Below are 24,255 nucleotides of genomic sequence, written 5' to 3' on the forward strand. Positions count from 1 at the left end.
CAAAATGCACGTTTTTGCACGCTCATTTTCTTGGCTGTATGGAGGCTTTTGCAGACTTTTGGAGTATAAACTATAAACCGAAAATAATACACATGAAACATTTTCTTATTTTATTGAGAGGAGCGTTATTGCCGAATCGTTGCCTGTTGGGCGTTTTATTGGCATTTTTAATGGTAGGATGCACCGAAAAGCGGAGCGAAGGTCAGGAGGAGATTACCTCCATTGTTATAGATTGGGATAATATCTCGGATAACCTGGATTATTCTTCGTGGGTGGAAGACAGTGTACTGGTGGTACCTTTAGAAACGAGAGAGGATTGTCTGATAGGCGAAATATCCAATCTGATTTATCAGAACCACCGGATTTACGTCGTTGACAACATGAGTAATGCAGTGTATGTGTTCGACGAAACAGGACGTTTGCAGTCCAAAGTCTGTTCTGTAGGAAACGGACCGAAGGAATATCTGGGAATAACAGCTTTTGCCGTTCAGGAAAGCCGTATGTTCATTTACGACAAAATGAAAGGGAAAATCATGGTTTATGACGAAAACGGCCAGTTTGTATATTCGAAAGATGCTTCCAGGATTTGGGGCATGGATATGTTTATTCAGGGGAAAGATATTTATATTGTAAATGTTGGTAGTATCAGTGATATGGGGTATTATTCCCTATATAAGCTTCCCGTAGCTGAGGGAAATGATGAGGTGGAAGCTTTTCTGCCTTTCGATGATCCTGGAAATACTGGCTGGGGAATTGACAGATACACCAGTGCTTCCGCCGATGAAGCCATGTTTACCATTTGGCCTTTTGATGTTCTATACGGTGTAAAAGAAGGGGAAGTGGGTGCTGTCTATAAAGTGGATTTCGGAGACAGACGGTTGCCCGAGCAATACATCAAAGCCGATGGAGCGACTGCCTTGAAAACAGCCATACGCGATAACTATATCACAGGAATAGAATGGATGGTACAATCAGAGAAGCGTCTCCTCTTTTCATATTCAGATGCAAAAGGTAAGATGATAAGTATTTACGACAGGGAAACCGGTAAAGTGAATACGACACATGAGCTGTATAACAAATATTTGGGAGGATTGGCTTGTTCGCCCCGTCAGCTATACATGCAGGACGGATATATGATATCGTATCGCGCGATGGATGCATGGTGTTTGGAGGGCGAACTTGCGGATTGGAATTATGACGAACGCGATTTCCATTCCGAATATGTACGCAGCATGTTCAAGAAGTTCCGCCAGATGGACGAGGAATCCAATCCGGTTGTTATTATTCAGAAGTTGAAGGAATAACGTGCTGACGTAATAGGTCTCTTATTTGTATTTTGTTTTAAATTCCTTTTGATAGGTTTTACTTAAAAAGAATTGTATCATTATGTCCTACAGATTTGTTTTACTTTTGACTGCTTTATGCTTCATCTCCTGTCAAGGGCCGAAGCAAAAGACTGTTGTTCAGGAAGAAACAGGTGTATCGTCTGTTCTGCCCGGTCAGGATGTGCTGACTGTCGATTTGGATTCCATTGCATACGAAAAGCAGATGCCTCTGTCTGCTTTCTTCAAGGATGTGCGGTATATTCCGCTGGAGACGACCCGTGAGTCTCTGTTGGGGCGCATCAACCAGCTTTGTATGCAGGGAGATACCATTTTTGTTTTGGATGGCGTCATGGCCAGGTCGGTACTTATGTTCCGTAAGGACGGCAGCTATATCGGTATGGTCGGCAGTAGGGGAGAAGGCCCGTCCGAGTATGTAGCGCCAACGGATTGTGGCATTGCGGGAAACCTATTCTACATCTTCGACAGCAGGAAGCAGTGCATTTTGTATTACGGATTGCCCGACATGAAGTTTAGTCATGCGGTCACGCTGAAGCAACAGCAGAATGCCCGGAGCCGTTATATAGGCATCGACGCTAACCGGATATACGCAGATGTCTATTTCCCCGGCACGTCGCCTTCGTACTTGATACAGGAGTTGGACAGTGCTGCACAAGTTGTCAACAAATGGATATCGAAGGACGCATACAACCGGGGCTATCATTCGGACACTTATTTCACCGGAGAAAGCTTTTTCAGCAAGACTTCTGTCGGCATACGCTTCAAACACCTTGCCTCGGACAGTGTCTTGGCAATCGGGAAGAACGGCATCTATCCTTATCTGTCGTTCAGCTACCGCGACCGTCCCACCAGCGCGGCGGTGAAAGAGCACGCGGAGCGTAGCGGCGAGAAAGACATCCTGAAGTCGCTGACCCGGTTGGGAGGCGTGCATAACATCCAACACTATACTGAAGGCGAGCGGTTTATACTGTTCTTTTTCTCTCGGGGAAATTACCTCAATCACTTCATTTATGACAAGAAGACACAGGAATGTCGTGTCGGTATCTTCTTGCACGACAAGGTTTCGCCCAAGTTGATGGATCAGTCCGTCGTCCCGATACCCGTCTGGGAAGACGACGAGAATGTCTATTTCTACATCCATCCGATGGAAGTCAGTCGCTTTGTAGTCATGCTGAAGAGTGGAGAAATTGCGTGTCAGCCGGACGATAAAGCCGCCTTAAGCCGGTTGGACGAAGAGACGAATCCTGTCCTGATCTGTTATCGGAAGTGAAGGGGGGAGGTAGTAGGCTTTTTTAAATAAAGCGTCCACTTTAAAAAGTACACTTTTTATTTTGGCACATAACATAGTTATCATTCTGCCATCCTGAACGCAGTGAAGGATCTGTTATCACATAGCTTTCGAAAGAGATCCTTCACTGCGTTCAGGATGACAGAGCAAAGTGATAGCGGTTATGAAGAGACTCATAGGGAACGGACTTTTAAAGTGTGGACTCAATAAAGAAATATTGTTCAGTTTGGGTATATTTTTTCCCCAGTTAGGAAAATATTTTTCTCTAACTGGGCAGTAATTTTTTCCTAACTGGGAAAAAATCGGGGCCTTTTCCGTGCTTACAGGGCGGCTGTTTTTCTGGCCCGAAGTATCTCTCTTTTTCCTCCCGGAGGGCCGGGCAGACGCTCTACTGTGAATCCGATGGATTGCAACAGACGGCGGACTACCCCCTTGGCGCAGTAAGTAGTGAGGATGCCGTCGGGACTCATGGCGGCAAAGAGGCGGCGAAAGACGGACTCGTCCCACATTTCCGGCTGCTTTTCGGGCGCAAAGGCATCGAAATAGACTACGTCGTAACTCGCGGCGGGAAGGACAGCGGCGGGGTTCGCTACGTCGATTTGCGTTTTCCGGAGGGTGAACCAGGGAGTGATTTCGACATCCGTTTCCCAGGGGGCGGCATGCAGCTCCCGAAACAGCGGATTGTCGCTGTAGTGCAGGGTGTCCACCTCCTCCCAGGCAAGGGGATAAAGCTCAATGCCCGTGTAGTGCACCTTTTTTTGCGTTTTCCCGGCATTTTCGAGCGTCAGCAGGGCATTGAGCCCCGTGCCGAAGCCTACCTCTAAAACATGCGGAAAAACGGCGGCAGTGGCATTGAGCCCCATGTCGATGAATATGTGTTGCGATTCGGTGTGCGCCCCTTTCACCGAGTGGTAGTGTTCGTTCAGTTCGGGGACGAACAGCGTGGCGCTTCCGTCGGCAGTCTGTTCAATGATTCTTTGCATTTAAGTTTTTGAGTTTTTAAGTTTTTGAGTTTCTAAGTTTTTAAGTTCTTTCCTCCTTGTTCCCTCGTTAACTCGTTAACTTGTCCCCTCGTCAACTTGTCAACTCGTTCCCTTGTCAACTCGTCCCCTCGTCAACTAACCAATAACCGTCAGTGCCCCCTGCAATGCCCAAAGCATGGCCATGTAGCGGAGCAGCTTGCCGATGAACATCGAAACGGTAGTCAGCATCAGGTTGCTGCGCATGAAGCCTAGGGCGATGGCAATGGCTTCGCCCACAAAAGGCAGGAAGGCAAAGAAAGCCATCAGGGCACCTTTGCCCTGCAGGAAGTGTTGCATCCGGTCTATCTTCTCTTTCTTCACCTTGAAGTATTTCTCAATCCAGTCGATGCGTCCCAATCGGCCCATGTAGTAGCACGTCATGCCGCCCACCGTATTGCCCAAGGCGGCCGACAGTACGCAGACGGCAGGACTGAGCCCGACATTGACCAGCGCCACCAGCACCAGTTCGGAACTGAAGGGAATGATACTGCCGGCCAGCAGGGCCGAAATGAACAGTCCGACATAGCCCCAGTCGATAAGCAGCTGTATCAGTGTGTCTATAAAAGCGTCCATACGTTGAAGATGAATAACAGGAATAACAATACGAGCGAACAGGTGAAGAAGATGTTGGAGCTGCGGCTGTGGGTCAGGGCAAACAGATGACCTGCCAGAATGCTGGTACCAATCAGCAGCAGCGACAGCAGATGGACGCACTGCGACGGCTGTAATACGATGTACACGAAAGTGCAGAAACATAGCAACAGCAGGAAGTTCAGGTAACTGCGGGTACGTATCTTGTCCTCGTAGCCCATAGCCAGGCAATGTCCTGCACTGACGGAGAAGAGGATGAACAGATAGCCAACCGTAGCCAGCTCCCAGGGCTGGAAGTCGAAACGGATGGGTTGAAAGGTGGCCAGTTCCTGAAACGGACGGTAGAACAACGGCATGTCCCCGTGATAGAACGCATGGCCCAGCAGAAACCAGTAGGGCAGACTCCAGCCGACGAGCGATGCGAAAAAGCTTTTAAGATGGAGCGAGCGGAAATTACGGGCACCTATCCAGAAGACAGGAGCAAACAGAGTGAGTTGTGGCCACAACAGGCTTCCGAGTCCGATGAAGACAAAGCAATGGAACAGGTCGGCCGAGGCGTGAGGCTTCTGATAGCTGCGGAACAGGAAAAACAGGGCTATCAGGAACAGGACGGCAGCCACGTCGCCCGCATAAAGCAGGTGCATGCTGGGACAGGCGGATATAAGCAGGATGTAGAGGGTAGTCTGCACCGAAGCACGCAGGCGGATGATGGCAAACGTGTTGTTCAGCTCGATGAGGAAATATCCGATGACGACATACAGCAGGAAACTGGACAGGCGGTCGGCCCATGCAGGCAGGTCGAAGTGCCCGAAAGTGCTCCATAAGGAAGCGATGCTTCTTCCGGTACTGTCTTCGGGGAGCAGCAGGGCAGCCAGCGCCCAGCAGAAGAGAGAAATAAAAATGGCGACAGGAAGCGTGAAATGGCCTGCCGTCACTTTGTTTTGGAATCTTCGGTTGTACATAAAAGGGCGACGGAGGAATGAGAATGAATGGGTTTACTTTGTTATTCAGCGTGAGGGGGTGTCAGAACAAAGGTATCTGAAACTCTCCTCCTTCCAGAAGGAGGGGAGTCAGATACTATAGCTAAGTTCCAATACACTTATAAGTCGAACCCAATGTCGCGGCGGAAGTATTTACCTTCGAAGCTCAGCATGTCGGCTACTTTATAGCTCTTTTCCAAAGCTTCTTCCTTGGTCTCACCGTATGAGCATACGGCAATGACACGTCCGCCGTTGGTAACGACACGTCCGTCTTTCATCGCTGTGCCGGCGTGGAACAGGATGCTGTCGGTCGTCTCTACCAGGTTAAAGCCGGTGATGGGCAGTCCCTTCTTGTACTCGCCGGGGTAACCGCCGCTGACCAGCATGACGCAGGCTGCCGTACGCGGATCGAAGATCATGGATTTCGTATTGAGGTTGACGTTGTACACACCTTCGAACAGGTCTACGATGTCGCTTTGCAGACGCAGCATGACGCTTTCGGTTTCAGGGTCGCCCATGCGTACGTTGTATTCGATAACCATCGGTTCGCCCTGTACGTTGATCAGTCCCAGGAACAGGAAGCCTTTGTAGAGGATACCCTCTTCGCGCAGACCGTTGATAGTGGGCTCGATGATGCGTTCGCGTACCTTCTCCATGAATTCGTCGTTGGCAAACGGAACGGGAGTCACACTACCCATACCGCCGGTATTCAGGCCTTTGTCGCCTTCGCCGATGCGTTTGTAGTCCTTGGCTACGGGCAACACTTTGTAGTGTTCGCTATCGGTCAGGACGAATACGGAGCATTCGATACCGCTCAGGAACTCTTCGATGACTACCGTAGCACTGGCGTTTCCGAACATGCCGTCGAGCATTTCCTTCAGTTCTTTCTGGGCTTCTTCCAGGGTGGGGAGAATCAGTACGCCCTTACCTGCACAGAGGCCGTCGGCTTTCAGCACGTAGGGAGCGGAAAGTGTCTCCAGGAAGGCGAGACCTTCGTTCAGTGTTTCGGCCGTCACGCTTTTGTAGCGGGCGGTAGGGATGTTGTAGCGCTTCATGAACTCTTTGGCAAACTCTTTGCTGCCTTCCAGTTGTGCGCCTTTGGCAGAGGGGCCGATAATGGCAATGTTCTGTGTGGTAATGTCATTCTTGAAGTAGTCGAAGATGCCTTGTACCAGCGGGTCTTCGGGACCAACGACAATCATGTCGATGGCACGTTCCAGTGCAAAAACCTTGAGGGCAGCAAAATCCGTAGCTTTGATGTCTACGTTTTCGCCTACCTGTGAGGTGCCGGCATTGCCGGGAGCGATGTACAGTTTCTCAACTTTCGGACTTTGGGCTATCTTCCAAGCCAAAGCGTGTTCGCGGCCACCAGAGCCTAATAGTAATACTTTCATCTTTCTTTATTGTTTTGAATTTCAGTTCTTTGTAAAGTGGGAATATTCCCGTTGTGGTTTATTTCTTTTTCAGGTAATCGTCGAAGTAGCGGGTAATCTTTTCGTGCAGATGTACGCGGTCGCGTCCCAACACGTTGTGGTCGTGTGTGGGATAGATGAACAGGTCGGGATAGGTACGTGCATCCACACAGGCCTTCATGAACGACAGAGTGTGCTGAGGCACACAAGTGCGGTCGTGGTCGTCGTGGATGATGAGCAGGTGTCCCTTCAGCTGTCCGGCCAGGTTCTTCAGGTCGCACTGTTTGTAACCCTCCGGATTGGCCTGCGGCGTGTCCATATAACGTTCGCCGTACATCACTTCGTAGAATTTCCAGTCGATGACCGGTCCGCCGGCTACGCCTACCTTGAAGATTTCGGGGTAGCGGAGCATCAGGGCGGTAGTCATGTGTCCGCCAAAGCTCCAGCCGTGCACACCGATGCGGTCGGCGTCAACATACGGCAGCGATTGAAGGAATTCGGCACCTTTCACCTGGTCTTTACCTTCTTCGATGCCCAGGTGACGGAAAGTGCAGTTTTCGAACTCCAGACCACGGTTGCTACTGCCACGGTTGTCGAGGGTGAGCATGATATAACCTCTGTTGGCCATATAGATGTCCCAGCCGCGGGCGGCATAATTCCAGTTGTTTACGAGCATCTGGGCGTGCGGGCCTCCGTATACGTAAATGATGGCGGGATATTTCTTGGCAGGATCGAAGTCGGCCGGCTTGATGAGACGGTAGTACAGGTCGGTCTTGCCGTCGGCAGCTTTCAGCGTACCTACTTCTACACGGGGCATGATGAAGCCTTCGAAGGGATTCTTAGCCGTGAGCAGGCGTACGGTCTCCTTGCCGTTGGCTGTCGAAGCGATGTCGATGATGCGCGGCACGTCGGGAGCCGACCAGTTGTCGAGCAGGTATGTGCCCGATGCGGAGAGTTGTGCATTGTGTACGCCCTGTCCGTTGTCCAGCAGTGTTATCTTGCCATTGTTCACGTTCACCTTGTACACATTGCTCTGCAGAGGAGATTCCTTGGTAGCTGTGATGATGACTTCTTTCTTCTTGGCGTTGAAACCCAGAATGCCTTGTACCAGCCATTCACCTTGCGTCAGTTGCACACCTGCGGCTTCTTTGATGTTCTTTCCGCTGCCAACTTTCTGTACCAGGCTCCACATCTTTTCGATGGCTTTGGCATCGAGTTTCTGGGGTTGGTTGGCTGAAAGTTTAGCTAAGTCGTACACGTACAGATGGTTATAGCCGTCGCGCTGACTCTGATAGATGAACTTGTTGCTGTCCCATGGCAGGAAGACGATAGGAGTTTGCGGCTCCACATATTTGGGATGCGTCTCTTCGATGAGCGTCTGCATCAGTTCGCCTGTCTCGGCATTATACTGACACAGCTTGGAGTGATTCTGGTCGCGGTTCACTTCGATGAGGAAAAGACTCTTCTCGTCGGGTGCCCACGAAATGTTGGTGAAATAACGGTCCGTCGGGTCACCTGTATTCAGATAGACAGTCTTCTGCGTGGCAGGGTTGTAGATACCTACGCTGACCTTGTGGCTGGTCATGCCGGCCATCGGGTAGCGGATATTCTCTACGGTGCCGATGCGGGCGGTGACGTCGACCAACGGATATTGGGTCACCATCGACTCGTCCATGCGATAGAAGGCAAGCAGGCTGCCCGTAGGACTCCAGAAGGTACCTTTGCTGATGCCGAATTCGTTGCGGTGAACCGATTGTCCGCAGACGATGCCTTCGGGCTCGTTGGTTACAGCGTGGTTGTCCACGTAGAGGTTGTTGCCTACGGTGTAGGCGATGTGTCCGCCTTCGGCAGTGAAGTCGATATTGGCTCCTTTCTGTTCTGCGGCTTGGGGATAGGCTTTTACAATCTCGTTTTTCTCGAAGTCGTAGACAATGTAACCTTTTGCACTCTTGATGAGCATATAAGGTTTGTCGGCCCAGGGGAACTGGGTATTGTAGAAGTGTTGCAGGCTGCCGTAATTCTTGTTGCTATCAGTTCCGGTCTGTGCGCTGAGCACTTCGTTTACCTTTGCCCGGGTGGCAATCAGGGTCTCCTTACCGTTCTTTGGGTCGACGGTCATAAGCGAGTCGACACCCGGTTTGATGCAACGGTTGCCCCACCACTGTACGCTGTACAGGTTTTCGGCATAGCGATAGGTTTCACCGCCGGGGATGAGGTCTTCCAGCGTGGGGTATTTCTGTTCGTTCGATACGTTTTCTTGTGCCATAATGGGTGTCTCTGACAAGGTGGCCACAGCCAATAACAGGGTGGCGATGCCTTTACTGATTCTTCTCATATCTTTATGGGGTTATTGGTGTTTTTCTCTTCTTTTCCGTTCGGGATACGATTCGCCGGAGCGGGGTTTGCGGTCGGACTTGAACTCTTTTTTCTCCCGTGGCTGGAAGTCTTTCCGTTCACGGGGTTTGAAGTCTTTCCGTTCGCCTTCGTTGAAGCTGTGGCGTTCGCGGGGCTTGAAGTCCTTGCGGGGAGCGGCCGGACGATGTTCTTTGAAGTCTTTGGGCTCCTTGCTCAGTTCTTCTCCTTCGGCACGGAAATCCTTGTATTTTCCGTCGAATATTTCGTACTGGCGGAACTCGCAATCGAGTGCTCCGTTCAGCAGCGGTATGCGTTTGGTGGCTTTCAGCCCGATCTTGTCGAAGCATTCGTCACGGTAGGACAGAATCCAGGCTGTGTTTCCGGTAAAGGCATGTTTCAGCCGTTCGCCAATCATTTCGTAAAGTCCGAGCAGGTCGTTGCTGGATATGCGTTCGCCGTAGGGCGGATTGGTAATGATGATGCTCTTCTCCTTCGGCTGCTCGAATTGTTGGAAAGGTTGCAGCTTGAGAACTACATCTTTGCTGACACCGGCAGCCTTGATGTTGTGCATGGCTATTGTGTTGGCCTTGGGATTGTTGTCGTAGCCGTAGATTTTGTGGGTAAACTCGCGCTCCTGACTGTCGTCGTTGTAGATTTCGTCGAAAAGGTCGCGGTCGAAATCGGGCCACTTCTCGAAAGCAAATTCCTTGCGGAAGACTCCCGGAGCAATGTTGCGGGCAATGAGTGCCGCTTCGATGGGGATGGTTCCCGAACCACACATGGGGTCGATGAGGTCGCACTCGCCATGCCAGCCTGTCATCAGAATCATACCGGCTGCCAGTACCTCGTTCAGCGGTGCTTCGACAGCTTCCTGACGGTATCCGCGGCGGTGAAGCGACTCGCCGCTGGAGTCGAGCGAAAGCGTACAGTTGTTTTCGGCAATGTGGATGTTGAGCAGTACATCCGGCTTGTTGATGCGTACGTTGGGACGTTTTCCTGTTTTTTCACGGAAATAGTCGACGATGGCATCTTTTATCCTGTATGAAACGAATTTGCTGTGGCGGAACTCTTCGCTGAAGACTACGGCGTCTATGGCGAAGCTGTTGTCTACGCTCAGATAGTCTTCCCAATGGATGGCTTTGATCTGCTCGTATACTTCATCGGCATCCTGGGCTGTAAAGTGCTTGATAGGCTTCAGAATGCGGATGGCGGTACGCAGGCAGAAGTTGGCCTTGTACATCATTTCTTTGTCTCCACTGAAGGATACCATACGGCGTCCTATCTGAATGTCATTGGCTCCTAATGCAGTCAGTTCTGCTTCCAGGACTTCTTCCAATCCCTGGAAGGTTTTTGCAATCATTTCAAAAGGTTGTTCGCTCATTGCTATGTTGTTTTAGATTTAGTTGACAAGTTGACGAGGCTTCAGGCTACAAGGCATATTCTTGTTTGTTTCTCGTCTACTTGTCTCTCGTCTACTGTGTTCTTTATCTTTTGGCTTTGGTCTGTACAATGCGTGCACCGACCTGAACGTTTTCCGTTACCCAGATATTGCCGCCTACGGTGGCTCCCTTACCTACGGTGATACGTCCCAGGATGGTGGCGTTGGAGTAGACGATGACGTCGTCTTCCAGAATGGGGTGGCGGGGGATGCCTTTGATGGGCTTTCCGTCTTCGTCGAGCGGGAAGCTCTTGGCTCCGAGGGTTACTCCCTGATACAGCTTCACATTGTTGCCGATGATGCAGGTTTCGCCGATTACGACGCCTGTGCCGTGGTCGATGGTAAAGTGGCTTCCGATTTGTGCACCCGGATGGATGTCGATTCCCGTTTCGCTATGCGCCATTTCGGTGATGATGCGCGGGATGAGGGGAACTCCCAGAACAAGCAGTTCGTGGGCTATGCGGTAATTGCTGATGGCACGGATGGCAGGATAGCAGCTGATGACTTCGCCAAACGAGTGGGCGGCAGGGTCGCCGTTGTAGGCAGCTTCGACGTCGGTAGCCAGTATGCGCCGCAACTGAGGCAGGTGGCTGATGAACTTGGCTGCAATCTGGGCGGCTTCTTCCCGTTGCACTTCGGTGCAGCAGCTACATTCGCCGTCGCTTCCGAAGCAGAGTCCTGCCAGAATCTGATCGGTCAGCAGGTCGAAGAGACGCTCTACGTTGACGCCGATATGATAGGTGACAGTGCGGCTGTTGACCGTTGAATTGCCGAAATAGCCGGGGAAGATGATGGCTCGTGCCAGTTCGATAATGTCGCGCAAGGCTTGGGCTGATGGCAAGGGATTGCCGTCGGTGTGTTGATGAAACAGTCCTTTGTATGATTCGCTTTCCGATAGCTCATCGACTGCCTGTGTCAAGATGTGAGTAAAGTTGAGTGGACTCATTATGCTATCCTTTATGTTAATAAAGTGTCGGCAAAGGTACAAAGTATTCAGCAAATTTCCTAAATATCCCTCATTTATAGTTAGGTAATTGTAAGAAATCCGGGTGCAAACGGTACAATCGGGCGTGTGTTGCTGATGAAACGCCTGTGCCGTTGGCATCCGGATTGGGATGAGTATGCGCTTGTCGCCGGTGATTACCGGGTGGCAGTGTGCTTATGATAGAAGAACATGAAGTAAATGCCGATGATGACAAACGGTATGCTGAGCCATTGTCCCATGTTCAGCCTCATGCTGTCTTCGAAGGCTACCTGATTCTCCTTCAGGAATTCGATGAAGAAACGGAAGACAAATATTTCCGTCAGGCAAAGGCCGAAGAAGAAGCCGCGGGGATAGGGCAACGAGGCATCGAGCTGCATGGACGACGACTTGCGTTGCGTGGTGCTGAAGTCGGTCTCCAGTTTGTCTTCCTGCTTTTTCTGTCCTCTCTTATAGAGGTAGAACATGCCCAGCGCAAAGATGAAGTAGGCGATGGCTTCGTAAAGCTGTGCCGGATGACGGGGAACCGCGTCTACCCGCTCGAATACGAACGCCCAGGGGACGTTGGTAGGCATACCGATAATTTCGGAGTTCATCAGGTTGGCCAGACGGATGCAGCAGGCAGTAATGGGGGTGGCTACGGCAATCATGTCGAGTACGTCCATGTAGTGCATCTTCGTCTTGCGGCAGTAGAGCCACAGGGCAATGATGAGGCCCAACGTTCCGCCGTGACTGGCAAGGCCTGCATAGCCGGTAAACTTCCATCCGCCGTCGGGCAGGAACTTGATGGGAAGTACCATTTCCCAGAAGTGGTGCAGGTAGTATTCGGGCTCGTAGAACAGACAGTGCCCCAGACGCGCACCTATCAGAATGCCGAAAAAGCAGTAGAAGAACAGTGGGTCGAAGAGGCTGTCGGCTATTTTACGGTCGCGGTACTGCCGGCGTACGATGAAATAGGCAAAGGCCAGGCCGATAATCCACAAGAGTCCGTAGTAGCGGATGGAGATGCCGAAAAGGTTGAACAGTTCGGGATCGGGATTCCAGTTGATGCTGAGTAGTGGTAACATGACGTATCTTTATTCGTTAGTTAGATTATTGTTCTTGTTTACAGCTGCCAAAAGTAGCTTTTATTCGGCAAAGGACAAAATCTGCGTGTCACAGATTTCGGAACTTTTCCGCCACCATGCGATAGGTGGGGATGTCGATGCCCTGTGCTTCGGCGGCGGCAATCATGTCGAACAGCAATCCTTGTACTTCGCTTTCGTGTCCGCGGGCCAGGTCTTTCTGCATGGAGGCGGTGCTGTGCGGGTCGAGTTTGTCCATCACTTTCAGGTTGTACTCCACCAGGTCTTCTTTCGGTTCGATGCCCAGCTTGCGGCCCAGGGCAGCACTTTCGCGCGAGAGGCCGATGAAGGTGTCGCGTACGGGACCGGGCTTCTGTACTTCGCCCATGGGCACGTCGTAGTAGGCTCCGGTGACGGCCATGGCCGAGATGAACGACCACTTGACGAAGGTGTCGCGGTTGATGTCGTCGGACAGTTCGGCCTTGATGCCGCTTTCCTGTAGGTCGCGTTGCACAGCTTCCAGTGTTTCACGGGGAACAACCGTTCCCTGATGGGCACCGAATACCAGACGGAATATCCGTCCCATTTGGGTGATTTCGCCCTTACCGCTGACGAAGCCTACGATGTAGATGCAGCCGTCGAGCACCGTTACGCCGGGTACCAGTCGCTGGATGCGAGGGCCTGTGCCGTAGACGTTGAGGATGGGGATGACAACGGTTTCGGGTTTCGAAGCCCGGCGGATGAGGTCGGTGATGGAGTCGATGGAGTAACCTTTGACGCAGACGAAGATGACGTCGGCTTTGTCCTGATATTCTTCGGCCGTGCAGGCGGGGATGTTCAGGGTATGTTCGCCTTTCAAGTCGCTGTGAAGGCGTAGTCCGTGTTTGCGAATGGCGGCCAGATGTTCGCCGCGGGCAATGCAGGTGACGTTTTTACCTGCCAGTGCCAGGAAGGCAGCGATGCTTCCGCCTACGCCGCCGGTACCTGCAATAAGATAGTTCTTCATGATGTATTTGTTTTTGAGGGTTGATATTTTAGTCGTTATTTATTCGTTCCGTCATACCGAACTACAGTCTTTTCGGCAGTTGTCGCAAATTTTGCGACAACTGTCAGATTGGCAAGTTCTTCTTTTAGTGTATTCCCTATATGCTTACCTGTTGTTTTGATTTCTCCTTCCTGCTTTTCCATATCTGTAAGAATGAGGTTTGCTATTCTGTTATGATTCGAGGGTTTAACAGTCTTTCCCTGTCACATACTGTTCTTTCTCCATATAGTAGATTCCTTCGCCGCGGTCGCCGTTGTCCAAGTCCTCCAACTCTACTTTGAAGACGTGATAGGGCAGGGCGGTGTCTTGTTTGGGACGGTCTACGGTGAGCAGGTAGGCGTTTCCCCATTCGTCGGCCGAAAAGTATTCTTTGATTTCCTGTTTCATCAGGATGGGGACTTCTTCGCCGTTTATCCAGACGGTAGCTTTCAGACGGTCGAGGGTGGGAGCCAGGCGGACGGCGCGTGCATCGTCGCGTGCTGCTCCTTGTTCGATGTTGCTTACGTCTTGGGCATGTTGGGCTTTATCCGCTTCCATCTGTTGGAAACGGGTCAGGCTCATGGGGCGGACGAATATCTGATAGCAGGGCATGGCGCCGGGGATGCGGAACACGCGCAGGCCGTAGACTTCCATGCGGTGGTAGCGGATGTCGAGCGTAGTGTCGCGGTCGGCAATGAAATCCCATGCCCAGAATTCGAGCCGTTGGTCGGCGGCCGGCAGGGTCGAACCTTTTGGGGTGTGCGGATAGGTATCCATGCGCAGAGCGCCCATGCTTTGGTATTTCCCACGGGGAAGGCGCACCGTGTAACGTCCGTCGGCATTTGTCATGCCTTGGACTACATCGTCGAACGACGGTGTTTGCCAGAAGAGTGAACAGCTGTCGATGGGGTGTCCTTCGTAGTCGGTCACCCGTCCGCTGATGGTCACACTGTCGGCTGCGCTCTGTGCCTGTAGGGGGAGAACCAGAAAGGCGAGGAGGAATAAAAAGATTGCTTTCATTGGCTTGCGCTTGTTTTTCTAATTGGGGATTACAGACCGGAGAAGGCTCGGGCATATCTCCCGCAAAGCCTTCTCCGTCTATTCTCTTATAACCTTGTCAACTCGTTAACTTGTCAACTCGTCAACTCAACTTTACACGTTGAAACGGAAGTGCATGATGTCGCCGTCCTGCACCACGTAGTCCTTGCCTTCGATGCTGAGCTTACCAGCTTCGCGCACGGCGGCTTCGGAACCGTACTTGATGTAGTCGTCGTACTTAATGACCTCGGCGCGGATGAAGCCTTTCTCGAAGTCGGTGTGGATGACACCGGCACATTGCGGAGCTTTCCAGCCCTTGTGGTAAGTCCAGGCTTTCACTTCCATTTCGCCGGCGGTGATGAAGGTCTCCAGGTTGAGCAGGCTGTAGATGGCCTTGACGAGGCGGTTGCAGCCGCTTTCCTTCAGACCGAGGTCTTCGAGGAACATCTGTTTCTCTTCGTAAGTCTCCAGTTCGGCAATGTCGGCTTCGGTCTGTGCGGAGATAATCATCAGCTGGGCGTCCTCGCCCTTGATGGCTTCGCGTACCTGCTCGACGTAAGCGTTGCCGGTGGCGGCAGAGGTGTCGTCGACGTTGCACACGTAGAGGACGGGTTTGGTAGTAAGCAGGAACATCTGCTTGGCGCAGATTTCCTCTTCTTCATTTTCACAAGTCACGGTGCGGGCGCTGAGACCCTGTTCGAGGGCTTCCTTGTAGCGCAGCAGCAGGCCGTATTCTATCTTGGCCATCTTGTCGCCGCCTACCTTGGCTACCTTTTCTACGCGCTTGATGCGGTTTTCTACGGTTTCAAGGTCTTTCAGCTGGAGCTCGGTGTCGATGATTTCCTTGTCGCGCACGGGGTTGACGGAGCCGTCTACGTGGACGATGTTACCGTTGTCGAAGCAGCGCAGCACGTGGATGATGGCGTCGCACTCGCGGATGTTGCCCAGGAACTGGTTGCCCAGGCCTTCGCCCTTGCTGGCACCTTTGACGAGGCCGGCGATGTCGACAATGTCGCACACGGCGGGAACGATGCGTCCCGGATGTACAATCTCGGCCAGGCGGGTCAGACGCTCGTCGGGCACGGATACCTGGCCCATTTGGGCGTCGATGGTACAGAAGGGGAAGTTGGCTGCCTGTGCCTTTGCGCTGGACAGGCAGTTGAAAAGGGTGGATTTTCCCACGTTGGGAAGGCCCACGATACCTGCTTTTAATGCCATAAGTCTATCTTGTTTTTAGTTATTGTTCAGTTAATTGGCTGCAAAGATAATGCTTTTTCTTCGTTTCCTTCTATTATTTAGAGGTAATAAACGTTTGTATGGGGCGGGGCGAAAACGGAAGAAGAACGAGAAGCACGGTGTCGGGAAACAGGGAATTGTGCTTTCGGAATGATAGCATTTGGCGATTTTGGCTGACGAAGCATTTCTTCGGCTAACGGAAAATAGCGTGGAAAGAGGGCGATTTCGTTAGGTAAATTGCATGAATATGTGCATAAATAGCCAGCATGGCGTATGTTTATGCGAAAAGTTGCTTATTTTCTTTGTCTGCAATGCTTGTGTGCTGCGGCTGGAATGCTTGTGCGGTTCGGCCGGATTGCTTGTGCGGCTCGGCAGCAATGCTTGTTGCCTGCGGAAACATGGCTTTTCGTGACGGAAAACGTCGTTTCCACACCCTTTTCGGAGTGCTTTTTCTCTATTTTCTTTGTAAGTATTTTGCTATCGCACTGTGCTTCTGCCAACTACGGATTTTTGCTTTCGGAACGACGGCCAACCTTGGCATCGGGCCGGAAAAACGGATTCTGAAGGGCTTGGAAAAGCAAAGTGTCAAAATGTAACTTACCCTTGTCCGAGGGGCTGAAGATAGGGAGGTGGCGGGTGTTGGCGGATTGCTTTTTCTGTATTACTTTTGCAGGCGCAAAATCTAAATTGTTATGAATTCAAAAGCGAAAGGTTATCTTCTGGGAGCAGTGGCGGCGGCATCTTATGGCATGAACCCGCTGTTTGCTTTGCCCCTTTACAAGGTGGGAATGAATCCCGATTCGGTGTTGTTCTACAGGTATTTGTTCGCCATCCCTTTGCTGGGCATCATGCTGAAGGCACGCGGACGTAACTTCCGGCTGGAGCGCAGGCAGGTCTTCCCGCTCATCGTGATGGGACTGCTGGTGGCCATATCTTCGCTCACGCTGTTCGAGAGCTACAACTACATGGACGTGGGCATTGCCTCGACCCTGCTGTTTGTCTACCCTATCATGGTGACGCTGATTATGGCTTTTGTCTATAAGGAGAAGCTGACGTGGCAACTGGCCTTGTGTATGGTGCTTGCCCTGAGCGGCATCGGTCTGCTGTATAAGGGCGGCGACGGTGCTACGCTGAGTCTGGTGGGCACGGCATTTGTGTTTGCTTCGTCGCTTTCGTATGCTATATATATTGTAGGAGTCAATCAGGGATCGCTTAAGGAAGTGGCTACGCTGAAGGTCACTTTCTATGTGCTTCTGTTCGGTGTGTCGCTTTTTGTGGTTCGCCTGTGGAATAGCGGCGAGTGGCATACGCCGGAAGCCAGCCAGTGGTATCTTTGGGGCAATCTGCTGGGACTGGCAGTTTTCCCTACGGCCATTTCGTTCCTTTGTACTACGAGCGCCATTCAGTATATCGGTTCTACCCCTACCGCCATTTTGGGCGCTTTGGAGCCGGTGACGGCAGTCATCATCGGTGTGATGGTCTTTGGCGAGACAATCACGCTGCGTGTGTTCTGCGGACTGGTGCTGATTATCGTAGCCGTGACATTTGTTGTGGCAGGCGGAAACATAACGTCGCATTTGGTGCGCTTCCGCAAGCTTTTCCCGCGGTTGCCGTTGCATCGCAAGAAACACGCTTAACCCCTCTGTCTGTCGTTTAGCCGACAGACAGCCGATAAAAATAAAAGCCGGAATGCATCGCGCACTCCGGCTTTTCTGTTATGTAAAAAAGGTTTTTGGTTATTTATGAGAGTATTTTTAAGAGAGAATTGGCAGGGCCGTCCGGTTGTTACATGTTGGGATTATCCATTGTAACGGTCAGTTCCGGAACGATTACATAAGCTCCTTTCTTTTTGTTCCATTTGTAGTACTCTGTAGTCAAGGTCTTACCCTGGTAAGTATAATGGATACAAATATCTTTTTCCCATTTGTTCTGTTCGCTGTTCCATTTCAAAGCTTCGTTTTCGATCATGCGTTTCTGGTCGTCGTACTTATAGTTATACTTCATGTAGTTGGCCAGCAAAGCGCCGTCTGCTTTGTAAACAGTCTGTCCCACCATCAGTCCGTCTACTTCTTGCGAATTGTAAACGAGATTGTTCGAATTGAAAGCGTTAACGTTCATTCCACATACAGCGAGAATAGAAGATAAGATCAAAGTTTTTAAAGTTTTCATGATTGCTATGTTTTTAAGTTATATTTCAAATTTCTATCATTATGTTCTCGAAAACGGCTGCAAAGGTAGTGATTTTATTGATATGAAAACAAAAACGGGTGAAAATAATGTCAAAATGTCAATTCTCTATGCTGGGTATGACTTTCTTTTTGGCAATCTTTATAAATAAAAAATATCCGGCAGGAAGGTTGCCGGATATTCTATGGTGCAAACTGCATTTCGAAAGGAATGCTTTTGTTGCTTTCTGATTGTAAGTTAAATAAAGTTATAGACCTGCTTAGTGCGCCTCCAACCAGTTCTTTCCCCATCCGCAATCGGCTCTCAGGGGCACCTGCATGCGATAGGCGTTTTCCATTTCCTCGATTACAATTTTCTGCACGAGCTCCTTTTCTTCGGCCGGAACGCTGAAATTCAGTTCGTCGTGCACCTGCAAAATCATCTTTGCTTTCAGATTGTAACTGATAAAGCGCTGATAGATGCGCGCCATGGCTACTTTGATGATGTCGGCGGCACTGCCTTGTATGGGGGCATTGATGGCATTTCGCTCGGCATAGCCACGCACGACGGCATTTCTTGAGTTGATGTCGGGCAGGAAACGCTTGCGGTGGAAGATGGTCTCCACATAGCCGTGTTCGCGTGCCACCTCGATGCTTCGGTCCATATACTCCTTTACTTGGGGATAGGTTTCGAAATAGCCGTCGATCAGTTCTTTGGCTTCCTTACGGTCTACGTTCATACGCTCAGCCAGTCCGAAGACTGAAATGCCGTAGATGATACCGAAGTTGGCCGTTTTGGCCTTGCGGCGCATGTCCGATGTTACTTCTTTTATATCGGTCTTATAGATTTGGGCGGCCGTAGCAGCGTGAATGTCGTGGCCGCTACAGAAGGCTTCGATCATGTTGGGGTCGCCGCTCAGATGCGCCATGATGCGCAGTTCTATCTGCGAGTAGTCTGCCGAGAAGAACTCGCAACCGTCGTCGGGGATGAAGGCTTTGCGTATTTCCTTGCCGTCCTCGTCGCGGATGGGGATGTTCTGCAGGTTAGGATTGCTCGAACTGAGCCGTCCTGTAGCGGTGACTGCCTGGTTGAAGGACGTATGTATGCGTCCCGTGCGCGGATTGATGAGCTGGGGCAGGGCGTCGATGTAGGTGCCGAGCAGTTTCTTTAGTCCGCGATGTTCGAGTATCTTGTCGATGATAGGATGCTTGCTGCGCAGGCTTTCGAGCACTTCTTCGCTGGTGACGTACTGTCCGGTTTTTGTCTTCTTGGCCTTGCCGGTGATTTTCAGTTTGTCGAAGAGTACTTCGCCTACTTGCTTGGGCGAGCCGATATTGAAGGTTTCGCCGGCCAGCTCGTAGATGGCTTTCTCGATTTCCTGCAAACGGGCTGTGAAGTGTGCCGAGGTTTGCTTAAGGGCTTCGGTGTCGATGCGCACGCCGTTGGTCTCGATGTTCACCAGTACGGGGACAAGGGGCATTTCGATTTCGTAGAAGAGGCGTTCTACTCCTTGTGCTTTCAGTTCCTTTTCAAGGACGTTTTTCAGCTTCAGGGTGACGTCGGCGTCTTCGCAGGCGTAACGATAGACTTCTTCGGGTGCGAGGTCGCGCATGCTTTTCTGGTTCTTCCCGCGGGGGCCTATCAGTTCGTCGATGTGGATGGTCTGATAGTGCAGGTAGATTTCGGCCAGGTAGTCCATGTTATGTCGCAGCTCGGGCTGAAGCACGTAGTGGGCAAGCATGGTGTCGAACAACGGGCCTTGCACTTTGACTCCGTAATTCTGTAAAACGATCATGTCGTACTTGATGTTCTGGCCGACTTTCACCGATTTTTCGTTTTCGTAGAGCGGGCGAAGGTCGTTTACAATTCTTAACGCTTCTTCACGGTTAGCTGGTACGGGTACGTAGTAACCTTTGTTTTCGCTGTCGCTGAAGCTCATTCCCACAAGTTCGGCCTCCATGGCTTCGGTGCTTGTAGTCTCTGTATCTATTGCAAGAATTTCTGTTGTAAGTAACTTTTGAATAAATTCTGCTCTTTTCTCTTCTGTATCAATAAGTTGGTAGTCGTAATCGAGCATTTCTAACCGCGTCAGATTCGTTTTTTCCGGAGCGCTCGCCCCCTCGTCCGCAATTTCGGCAAACAAATCGCCTTGCTGGGGTAGGGTGTTGGTGGCGGGGCTGGCTTGCGGCTGTGCAAACAGAGTTCCGGCAAAAAGGTCGGGTGTGCCTGCTGCCGATTGACCTGTAGTCGGAGCGGAAGTATTGCCTTTGCCAAGGACGCGGTCGATAAGTGTGCGGAATTCCAGTTCACCGAAAATCTTGCGGAGTTCCTGCTCGTCGGGTTCTTCGCGTACCAGGCTGTCCATGTCGAGTGCGATGGGAGCATCGGTCTTGATGGTGGCCAGGAATTTGGAGAAAGTGATCATTTCGCGGTTCGCCTCTACTTTGGTCTTCAAGGCTCCTTTCAGTTGGTCGGTGTGTTCGAGCAGATTTTCGATGCTGCCGAACTGGGCAATCAGCTTTTGGGCGGTTTTCTCTCCTACGCCGGGGCAACCCGGTATGTTGTCCGATGCGTCGCCCATCAGGCCAAGCATGTCAATGACCTGCGGAATGGAATCGATGCTGAATTTAGCCTTTACCTCGTCGATACCCATTACTTCGAAGCCGCCCGTGTGCTTGGGACGGTACATGAAGACGTTTTCGCTGACCAGTTGTCCGTAGTCCTTGTCGGGCGTCATCATGTAGGTGGTGATGCCGCGTCGTCCGGCTTCGGTGGCCAGTGTGCCTATCACGTCGTCGGCTTCGTAGCCCGGCACCTCCAGAATGGGGATGCGGTAGGCACGGATGATGTCTTTTATAATAGGTACGGAGAGGCGGATGGTTTCGGGCGTTTCTTCGCGCTGCGCCTTGTACTGTTCGTAGGCCTCGTGTCGGAAGGTGGGACCTGCGGGGTCGAAGGCGACTCCGATGTGGGTAGGGTTCTCTTTCTTCAGGACTTCTTCCAGCGTGTTTACAAAGCCCAGTATGGCGGATGTATTGAAGCCTTTGGAGTTGATTCGCGGGTTCTTGATAAGCGCATAATAGGCCCGATATATCAGGGCATAAGCGTCGAGAAGGAATAGTTTATTGGTTGAATTCATACATTTAATCCTTTTTTTCATGGTAAAAGTACAAAAAAATACTGTTTATTACTATTTTTGCGGTCAAATAGCAGTGCATGAACAGTATATCGATAATTAAAAATCCTATTTCTACCGAATTGGGCGACTTCAATAGGCTATTTGACAGCTCCCTTTCCAGTTCTAACCCCTTGTTGAAGAGTGTCATTGAGCATATCCGGCAAAGGAGTGGGAAGAGGATGCGTCCGATGCTGGTGTTGCTGATGGGCAAGTTGTTTGGCGAAGTCAACCAGTCTACGCTTCATGCGGCAGCAGCTTTGGAACTGCTTCATACGGCCAGTCTGGTGCACGACGACGTGGTAGACGAAAGTAGCGAGCGGCGCGGACAGCTGTCGGTGAATGCGGTGTTTAATAATAAGGTAGCTGTTTTGTCGGGCGATTATCTGTTGGCTACAGCCTTGGTACAGGTGGCTCTGACCCGCAATCACGACATTATTGACGTGGTTTCTGCATTGGGGCAGGACTTGGCCGAAGGTGAACTGCTACAACTTTCCAACGTTAGCAATCTTGAGTTTTCCGAGTCGGTGTATTTCGACGTTATCCGCAAGAAGACGGCGGCTTTGTTTGCTGCCTGTACCAAAGCGGGGGCTTTGTCGGTAGGAGCAACCGATGAAGAAGTCGAGAATGCCCGTCTGTTCGGTGAATACATCGGTATTTGCTTCCAGATAAAGGATGATATCTTCGATTACTACGACAGCAAGGAGATAGGCAAACCTACGGGTAACGACATGCACGAAGGCAAACTGACGCTTCCGGTGCTTTATGCACTGAACGCTACCCACGATGAAGAGGCTCGCGCACTGGCCCTGAAAGTGAAGGAAGGTAGTGCTTCGGCCGATGAAATCGGGCATTTGGTGCGTTTCACCAAGGAAAACGGAGGCATCGAGTACGCTGAAAAGGTGATGAACGACTATCGTGAGAAAGCTTTTGCTTTGTTGCCTGCCGAAGGGCATGCGGACGTTAAACAAGCTCTTACTGCTTACTTGAACTACGTGGTAGAACGCGAGAAATAAGCGCATTCCCGTCGCTACATCGGTCTGGGCAGAGACCTTTATTATTCCCTTTTATTCATTCAACACAGCTGGTTTTATCGGGCTTTGCAGGACACTTGCCTGGCTCGTGAGAGACACTTGCACGGCTCGCGAGCAACACTTGCACGGCTCATGAGCAACGCTTGTGTGGCTCGGACACATCGCTTATTGCCTGTTTTCGTGGAAAAAAGGAGTATAAAAAACGCCTTCCGGTTGTCCGAAAAGCGTTCCTTATTGAAAGCTGTTTCTCCCTTTCCTTTTGCGGAAGAGGGGCGTTGGGCGGCGATAGCAAGTGACTGGCGACAATTAGAAGAATTTTGTCTCCTGACCCAGAATGTCGCTCAACAGCAGGTTGGCCAGGCGGCTTGTGCCCAAGCGGAACAGGCTGTTGTTCAGCCATTCTTCGCCCAGTATTTCTTTAACGATGGTGTAGTATACCAATGCATCGTTCACTGTGTTGATGCCTCCGGCGGGCTTGAAACCGATCTTTATACCCGTCTCTTTGTAATATTCTTTGATAGCCTGACACATAACGTAAGCGGCTTCGGGAGTGGCGGCAGGCTGCTGTTTTCCGGTAGAAGTCTTGATGAAGTCGGCACCAGCATACATGGACAGGATAGAGGCTTTCTTGATGTTCGAAGCCGTCTTCAAGGCACCTGTTTCCAGAATGACTTTCAGGTGATGATCCTTGCAAGTCTCTTTCAGTTCCTGTATTTCGTCGCACATTTCTTCGTAGTTTCCACTGAGGAACTTGCCTACTGAAATAACGATGTCTATCTCGTCGGCACCTTCCATGATGGCCATGGCTGTTTCGGCCACTTTAACCTCGATGAATGTCTGCGAGGAGGGGAATCCGCCCGATACGCAGGCAATTTTCACGTCTTCCACTTCGAGCGTGTCTTTTACTATTTCAGCGAAGTTGGGGTATACGCAGATGGCTGCTACGTTTTTCAGGTCGGGGTGCAGTTCGTCGAACTGGTTGACTTTTTGGGTGAATTTCATTACGCTTTCATCGCTGTCTTCACTCTTCAGTGTGGTCAGATCGATGCAGTTGAACAGAAACTTCTTGACGTCCAGGGTATCGTTTGCAGGAACTTTTTCTGTCATGATTTTGGCTACCTGGGCAGCTACTTCGGCATCGTCCAGCTGGGTGTTGTACTTGGCCAGAGCGGCATCGTACTTGCTCTTGTTCGGTTCGTTTTTATCCATGATGTTTCTCTTTTAGGGTAGGGTTATTATTGTCTTAGTTTTTCGTTATTCAGGTGCCGCTGGTTATCTCGGCGTGTCTTCTTTTCCAAGGTTTGTCTGAAGGCTTCGGTGACATCTACACCTGTCTGGTTGGCGATGCATAGAAGCACCCAGAGGATGTCGGCTATCTCTTCGTCCAGGTTGTCTTTTTCGCCTTGTTTGAACGACTGGTCGCCGTATTTCCGGGCCATCACGCGAGCCAGTTCTCCAACTTCTTCGGTCAATACGGCCATGTTGGTCAGTTCGCTGAAGTAGCGCACACCGTATTGTTTTATCCAGTTGTCTACTTGCTGCTGGGCATCGTGCAGGGTGATGCCTGTGGGATTGTTTTCTTCCGTATTCATCGTCTGTACTCCTTTCATTCTTTGTTTTTGGTGTCGATGCAGATGGTTACCGGTCCGTCGTTCAGCAGCTCTACTTTCATGTCTGCTCCGAATTCGCCTGTACCGATTTCCTTGCCCAATGCTTCAGTCAGGCAGCGGCAAAACTCTTCGTATAGCGGTATGGAGATGTCCGGTTTGGCAGCGTGGATATACGAGGGGCGGTTTCCTTTCTTGGTCGAGGCATGAAGGGTGAACTGGCTGATGACAAGTATTTCGCCGTCAATATCAAGAACAGATTTGTTCATAACGCCGTTTTCATCGTCGAAAATACGCAGGTTGACTATCTTCTTGCACAGCCAGTCGATGTCTTCGTGGTTGTCGGCTTCTTCGATGCCTACCAGTATCATCAGTCCTTTTCCGATGGCCGATTTGCAATGTCCGTTGATGGTGACGGAGGCATGTCCGGCACGTTGTATCACTACTCTCATTTTGTTTTTATTTTACAGTTGGGTTACAAATATACAGATTATCCGAAT

22 protein-coding genes are annotated in these 24,255 nt (G+C 50.9%); 5 read left to right on the top strand and 17 right to left on the bottom strand.

All coding sequences use genetic code 11. The features are described 5' to 3' along the window. The first annotated feature begins 92 nt into the window (after positions 1–92). Entirely contained in the window at positions 93–1,304 is a 1,212-nt protein-coding gene (locus Q3C19_RS01865) for a 6-bladed beta-propeller (RefSeq protein ID WP_277120326.1), read from the top strand. 82 nt (positions 1,305–1,386) lie between these two features. After that, positions 1,387–2,613, top strand: coding sequence for a 6-bladed beta-propeller (locus Q3C19_RS01870; protein WP_302726818.1), 1,227 nt, complete (start codon positions 1,387–1,389; stop codon positions 2,611–2,613). A gap of 338 nt (positions 2,614–2,951) precedes the next feature. Here the strand turns inward: Q3C19_RS01870 and mnmD are convergent, their stop codons facing one another. The 12 genes from mnmD to ychF all read right to left on the bottom strand — a co-directional run bounded on the left by mnmD (position 2,952) and on the right by ychF (position 15,755). Continuing rightward, complete coding sequence (mnmD, locus tag Q3C19_RS01875) at positions 2,952–3,614, bottom strand: tRNA (5-methylaminomethyl-2-thiouridine)(34)-methyltransferase MnmD (RefSeq protein ID WP_071148259.1); 663 nt, start codon at positions 3,612–3,614, stop codon at positions 2,952–2,954. A 135-nt stretch (positions 3,615–3,749) separates the two neighbouring features. Then, positions 3,750–4,226 carry a YqaA family protein gene (locus Q3C19_RS01880; protein WP_022162297.1) on the bottom strand — a complete coding sequence of 159 codons (477 nt, stop codon included), beginning with the start codon at positions 4,224–4,226 and terminating at the stop codon, positions 3,750–3,752. Then, positions 4,211–5,206, bottom strand: a complete 996-nt coding sequence (locus Q3C19_RS01885; RefSeq protein ID WP_302726822.1) for a hypothetical protein — start codon at positions 5,204–5,206, stop codon at positions 4,211–4,213. The genes Q3C19_RS01880 and Q3C19_RS01885 overlap by 16 nt, the downstream gene beginning before the upstream one ends. A 137-nt stretch (positions 5,207–5,343) precedes the next feature. After that, complete coding sequence (gene purD / locus Q3C19_RS01890; protein WP_022162299.1) at positions 5,344–6,618, bottom strand: phosphoribosylamine--glycine ligase; 1,275 nt, start codon at positions 6,616–6,618, stop codon at positions 5,344–5,346. 58 nt (positions 6,619–6,676) lie between these two features. Further along, on the bottom strand, positions 6,677–8,971 hold the full coding sequence (locus Q3C19_RS01895; RefSeq protein WP_302726825.1) for a S9 family peptidase: 2,295 nt from the start codon (positions 8,969–8,971) through the stop codon (positions 6,677–6,679). Positions 8,972–8,983: 12 nt separating this feature from the next. Next, positions 8,984–10,372, bottom strand: a complete 1,389-nt coding sequence (locus Q3C19_RS01900; protein ID WP_302726827.1) for a class I SAM-dependent RNA methyltransferase — start codon at positions 10,370–10,372, stop codon at positions 8,984–8,986. Between the two features lie 103 nt (positions 10,373–10,475). Then, the gene (locus tag Q3C19_RS01905; protein WP_302726829.1) at positions 10,476–11,375 is read right to left on the bottom strand and encodes a serine O-acetyltransferase; all 900 of its coding nucleotides are present in this window, start codon (positions 11,373–11,375) and stop codon (positions 10,476–10,478) included. Between the two features lie 194 nt (positions 11,376–11,569). Beyond that, positions 11,570–12,478, bottom strand: a complete 909-nt coding sequence (gene lgt / locus Q3C19_RS01910; RefSeq protein ID WP_022162303.1) for a prolipoprotein diacylglyceryl transferase — start codon at positions 12,476–12,478, stop codon at positions 11,570–11,572. Positions 12,479–12,566: 88 nt separating this feature from the next. Beyond that, positions 12,567–13,481 carry a ketopantoate reductase family protein gene (locus tag Q3C19_RS01915; RefSeq protein WP_302726831.1) on the bottom strand — a complete coding sequence of 305 codons (915 nt, stop codon included), beginning with the start codon at positions 13,479–13,481 and terminating at the stop codon, positions 12,567–12,569. A gap of 35 nt (positions 13,482–13,516) precedes the next feature. Next, on the bottom strand, positions 13,517–13,663 hold the full coding sequence (locus tag Q3C19_RS01920) for a hypothetical protein (RefSeq protein WP_287640699.1): 147 nt from the start codon (positions 13,661–13,663) through the stop codon (positions 13,517–13,519). Positions 13,664–13,706: 43 nt separating this feature from the next. Continuing rightward, complete coding sequence (locus Q3C19_RS01925; protein WP_302726834.1) at positions 13,707–14,519, bottom strand: carboxypeptidase-like regulatory domain-containing protein; 813 nt, start codon at positions 14,517–14,519, stop codon at positions 13,707–13,709. Between the two features lie 132 nt (positions 14,520–14,651). After that, positions 14,652–15,755, bottom strand: a complete 1,104-nt coding sequence (ychF, locus tag Q3C19_RS01930) for a redox-regulated ATPase YchF (protein ID WP_302726836.1) — start codon at positions 15,753–15,755, stop codon at positions 14,652–14,654. A gap of 284 nt (positions 15,756–16,039) precedes the next feature. Between ychF and Q3C19_RS01935 the strand changes: the two genes are divergently transcribed. Together Q3C19_RS01935 and Q3C19_RS01940 are read left to right on the top strand one after the other, a co-directional pair. Then, positions 16,040–16,369: a hypothetical protein gene (locus tag Q3C19_RS01935; protein ID WP_302726838.1), complete on the top strand. Its 330-nt coding sequence runs from the start codon at positions 16,040–16,042 to the stop codon at positions 16,367–16,369. Positions 16,370–16,465: 96 nt separating this feature from the next. Beyond that, positions 16,466–17,410 carry a DMT family transporter gene (locus Q3C19_RS01940; protein WP_302726840.1) on the top strand — a complete coding sequence of 315 codons (945 nt, stop codon included), beginning with the start codon at positions 16,466–16,468 and terminating at the stop codon, positions 17,408–17,410. Positions 17,411–17,558: 148 nt separating this feature from the next. Here Q3C19_RS01940 and Q3C19_RS01945 read toward each other — a convergent pair whose 3' ends face one another. Together Q3C19_RS01945 and polA are read right to left on the bottom strand one after the other, a co-directional pair. Continuing rightward, entirely contained in the window at positions 17,559–17,942 is a 384-nt protein-coding gene (locus Q3C19_RS01945; protein ID WP_022162308.1) for a DUF3836 domain-containing protein, read from the bottom strand. Positions 17,943–18,219: 277 nt separating this feature from the next. Next, the gene (gene polA, locus Q3C19_RS01950; protein ID WP_302726842.1) at positions 18,220–21,078 is read right to left on the bottom strand and encodes a DNA polymerase I; all 2,859 of its coding nucleotides are present in this window, start codon (positions 21,076–21,078) and stop codon (positions 18,220–18,222) included. A 77-nt stretch (positions 21,079–21,155) separates the two neighbouring features. Here polA and Q3C19_RS01955 point away from each other — a divergent pair, with 77 nt between their 5' ends. Beyond that, entirely contained in the window at positions 21,156–22,130 is a 975-nt protein-coding gene (locus Q3C19_RS01955; RefSeq protein ID WP_022162312.1) for a polyprenyl synthetase family protein, read from the top strand. 324 nt (positions 22,131–22,454) lie between these two features. Here the strand turns inward: Q3C19_RS01955 and deoC are convergent, their stop codons facing one another. From deoC to dtd, 3 genes are read right to left on the bottom strand one after another with little or no spacing between them, the layout of a single operon-like run. Beyond that, positions 22,455–23,357 (bottom strand): deoxyribose-phosphate aldolase, encoded by a 903-nt coding sequence (gene deoC, locus Q3C19_RS01960; RefSeq protein WP_302726845.1) that lies wholly within the window; start codon positions 23,355–23,357, stop codon positions 22,455–22,457. Positions 23,358–23,383: 26 nt separating this feature from the next. Beyond that, positions 23,384–23,710 (bottom strand): nucleotide pyrophosphohydrolase, encoded by a 327-nt coding sequence (locus Q3C19_RS01965; protein WP_071148569.1) that lies wholly within the window; start codon positions 23,708–23,710, stop codon positions 23,384–23,386. A 44-nt stretch (positions 23,711–23,754) separates the two neighbouring features. Then, positions 23,755–24,207 carry a D-aminoacyl-tRNA deacylase gene (gene dtd / locus Q3C19_RS01970; RefSeq protein ID WP_022162315.1) on the bottom strand — a complete coding sequence of 151 codons (453 nt, stop codon included), beginning with the start codon at positions 24,205–24,207 and terminating at the stop codon, positions 23,755–23,757. Positions 24,208–24,255: the final 48 nt, after the last annotated feature.

This window comes from Bacteroides sp. ET489 (genome assembly GCF_030518095.1).
Lineage (GTDB): Bacteria > Bacteroidota > Bacteroidia > Bacteroidales > Bacteroidaceae > Bacteroides > Bacteroides ndongoniae.

Excerpts from the sequence above, each read along its gene's own strand:
- Q3C19_RS01865 (WP_277120326.1), top strand. The coding sequence starts at position 93 with ATGAAACATTTTCTTATTTTATTGAGAGGAGCGTTATTGCCGAATCGT.
- Q3C19_RS01870 (WP_302726818.1), top strand. The coding sequence starts at position 1,387 with ATGTCCTACAGATTTGTTTTACTTTTGACTGCTTTATGCTTCATCTCC.
- mnmD (WP_071148259.1), bottom strand. The coding sequence starts at position 3,614 with ATGCAAAGAATCATTGAACAGACTGCCGACGGAAGCGCCACGCTGTTC.
- Q3C19_RS01880 (WP_022162297.1), bottom strand. The coding sequence starts at position 4,226 with ATGGACGCTTTTATAGACACACTGATACAGCTGCTTATCGACTGGGGC.
- Q3C19_RS01885 (WP_302726822.1), bottom strand. The coding sequence starts at position 5,206 with ATGTACAACCGAAGATTCCAAAACAAAGTGACGGCAGGCCATTTCACG.
- purD (WP_022162299.1), bottom strand. The coding sequence starts at position 6,618 with ATGAAAGTATTACTATTAGGCTCTGGTGGCCGCGAACACGCTTTGGCT.
- Q3C19_RS01895 (WP_302726825.1), bottom strand. The coding sequence starts at position 8,971 with ATGAGAAGAATCAGTAAAGGCATCGCCACCCTGTTATTGGCTGTGGCC.
- Q3C19_RS01900 (WP_302726827.1), bottom strand. The coding sequence starts at position 10,372 with ATGAGCGAACAACCTTTTGAAATGATTGCAAAAACCTTCCAGGGATTG.
- Q3C19_RS01905 (WP_302726829.1), bottom strand. The coding sequence starts at position 11,375 with ATGAGTCCACTCAACTTTACTCACATCTTGACACAGGCAGTCGATGAG.
- lgt (WP_022162303.1), bottom strand. The coding sequence starts at position 12,478 with ATGTTACCACTACTCAGCATCAACTGGAATCCCGATCCCGAACTGTTC.
- Q3C19_RS01915 (WP_302726831.1), bottom strand. The coding sequence starts at position 13,481 with ATGAAGAACTATCTTATTGCAGGTACCGGCGGCGTAGGCGGAAGCATC.
- Q3C19_RS01920 (WP_287640699.1), bottom strand. The coding sequence starts at position 13,663 with ATGGAAAAGCAGGAAGGAGAAATCAAAACAACAGGTAAGCATATAGGG.
- Q3C19_RS01925 (WP_302726834.1), bottom strand. The coding sequence starts at position 14,519 with ATGAAAGCAATCTTTTTATTCCTCCTCGCCTTTCTGGTTCTCCCCCTA.
- ychF (WP_302726836.1), bottom strand. The coding sequence starts at position 15,755 with ATGGCATTAAAAGCAGGTATCGTGGGCCTTCCCAACGTGGGAAAATCC.
- Q3C19_RS01935 (WP_302726838.1), top strand. The coding sequence starts at position 16,040 with ATGGCGTATGTTTATGCGAAAAGTTGCTTATTTTCTTTGTCTGCAATG.
- Q3C19_RS01940 (WP_302726840.1), top strand. The coding sequence starts at position 16,466 with ATGAATTCAAAAGCGAAAGGTTATCTTCTGGGAGCAGTGGCGGCGGCA.
- Q3C19_RS01945 (WP_022162308.1), bottom strand. The coding sequence starts at position 17,942 with ATGAAAACTTTAAAAACTTTGATCTTATCTTCTATTCTCGCTGTATGT.
- polA (WP_302726842.1), bottom strand. The coding sequence starts at position 21,078 with ATGAATTCAACCAATAAACTATTCCTTCTCGACGCTTATGCCCTGATA.
- Q3C19_RS01955 (WP_022162312.1), top strand. The coding sequence starts at position 21,156 with ATGAACAGTATATCGATAATTAAAAATCCTATTTCTACCGAATTGGGC.
- deoC (WP_302726845.1), bottom strand. The coding sequence starts at position 23,357 with ATGGATAAAAACGAACCGAACAAGAGCAAGTACGATGCCGCTCTGGCC.
- dtd (WP_022162315.1), bottom strand. The coding sequence starts at position 24,207 with ATGAGAGTAGTGATACAACGTGCCGGACATGCCTCCGTCACCATCAAC.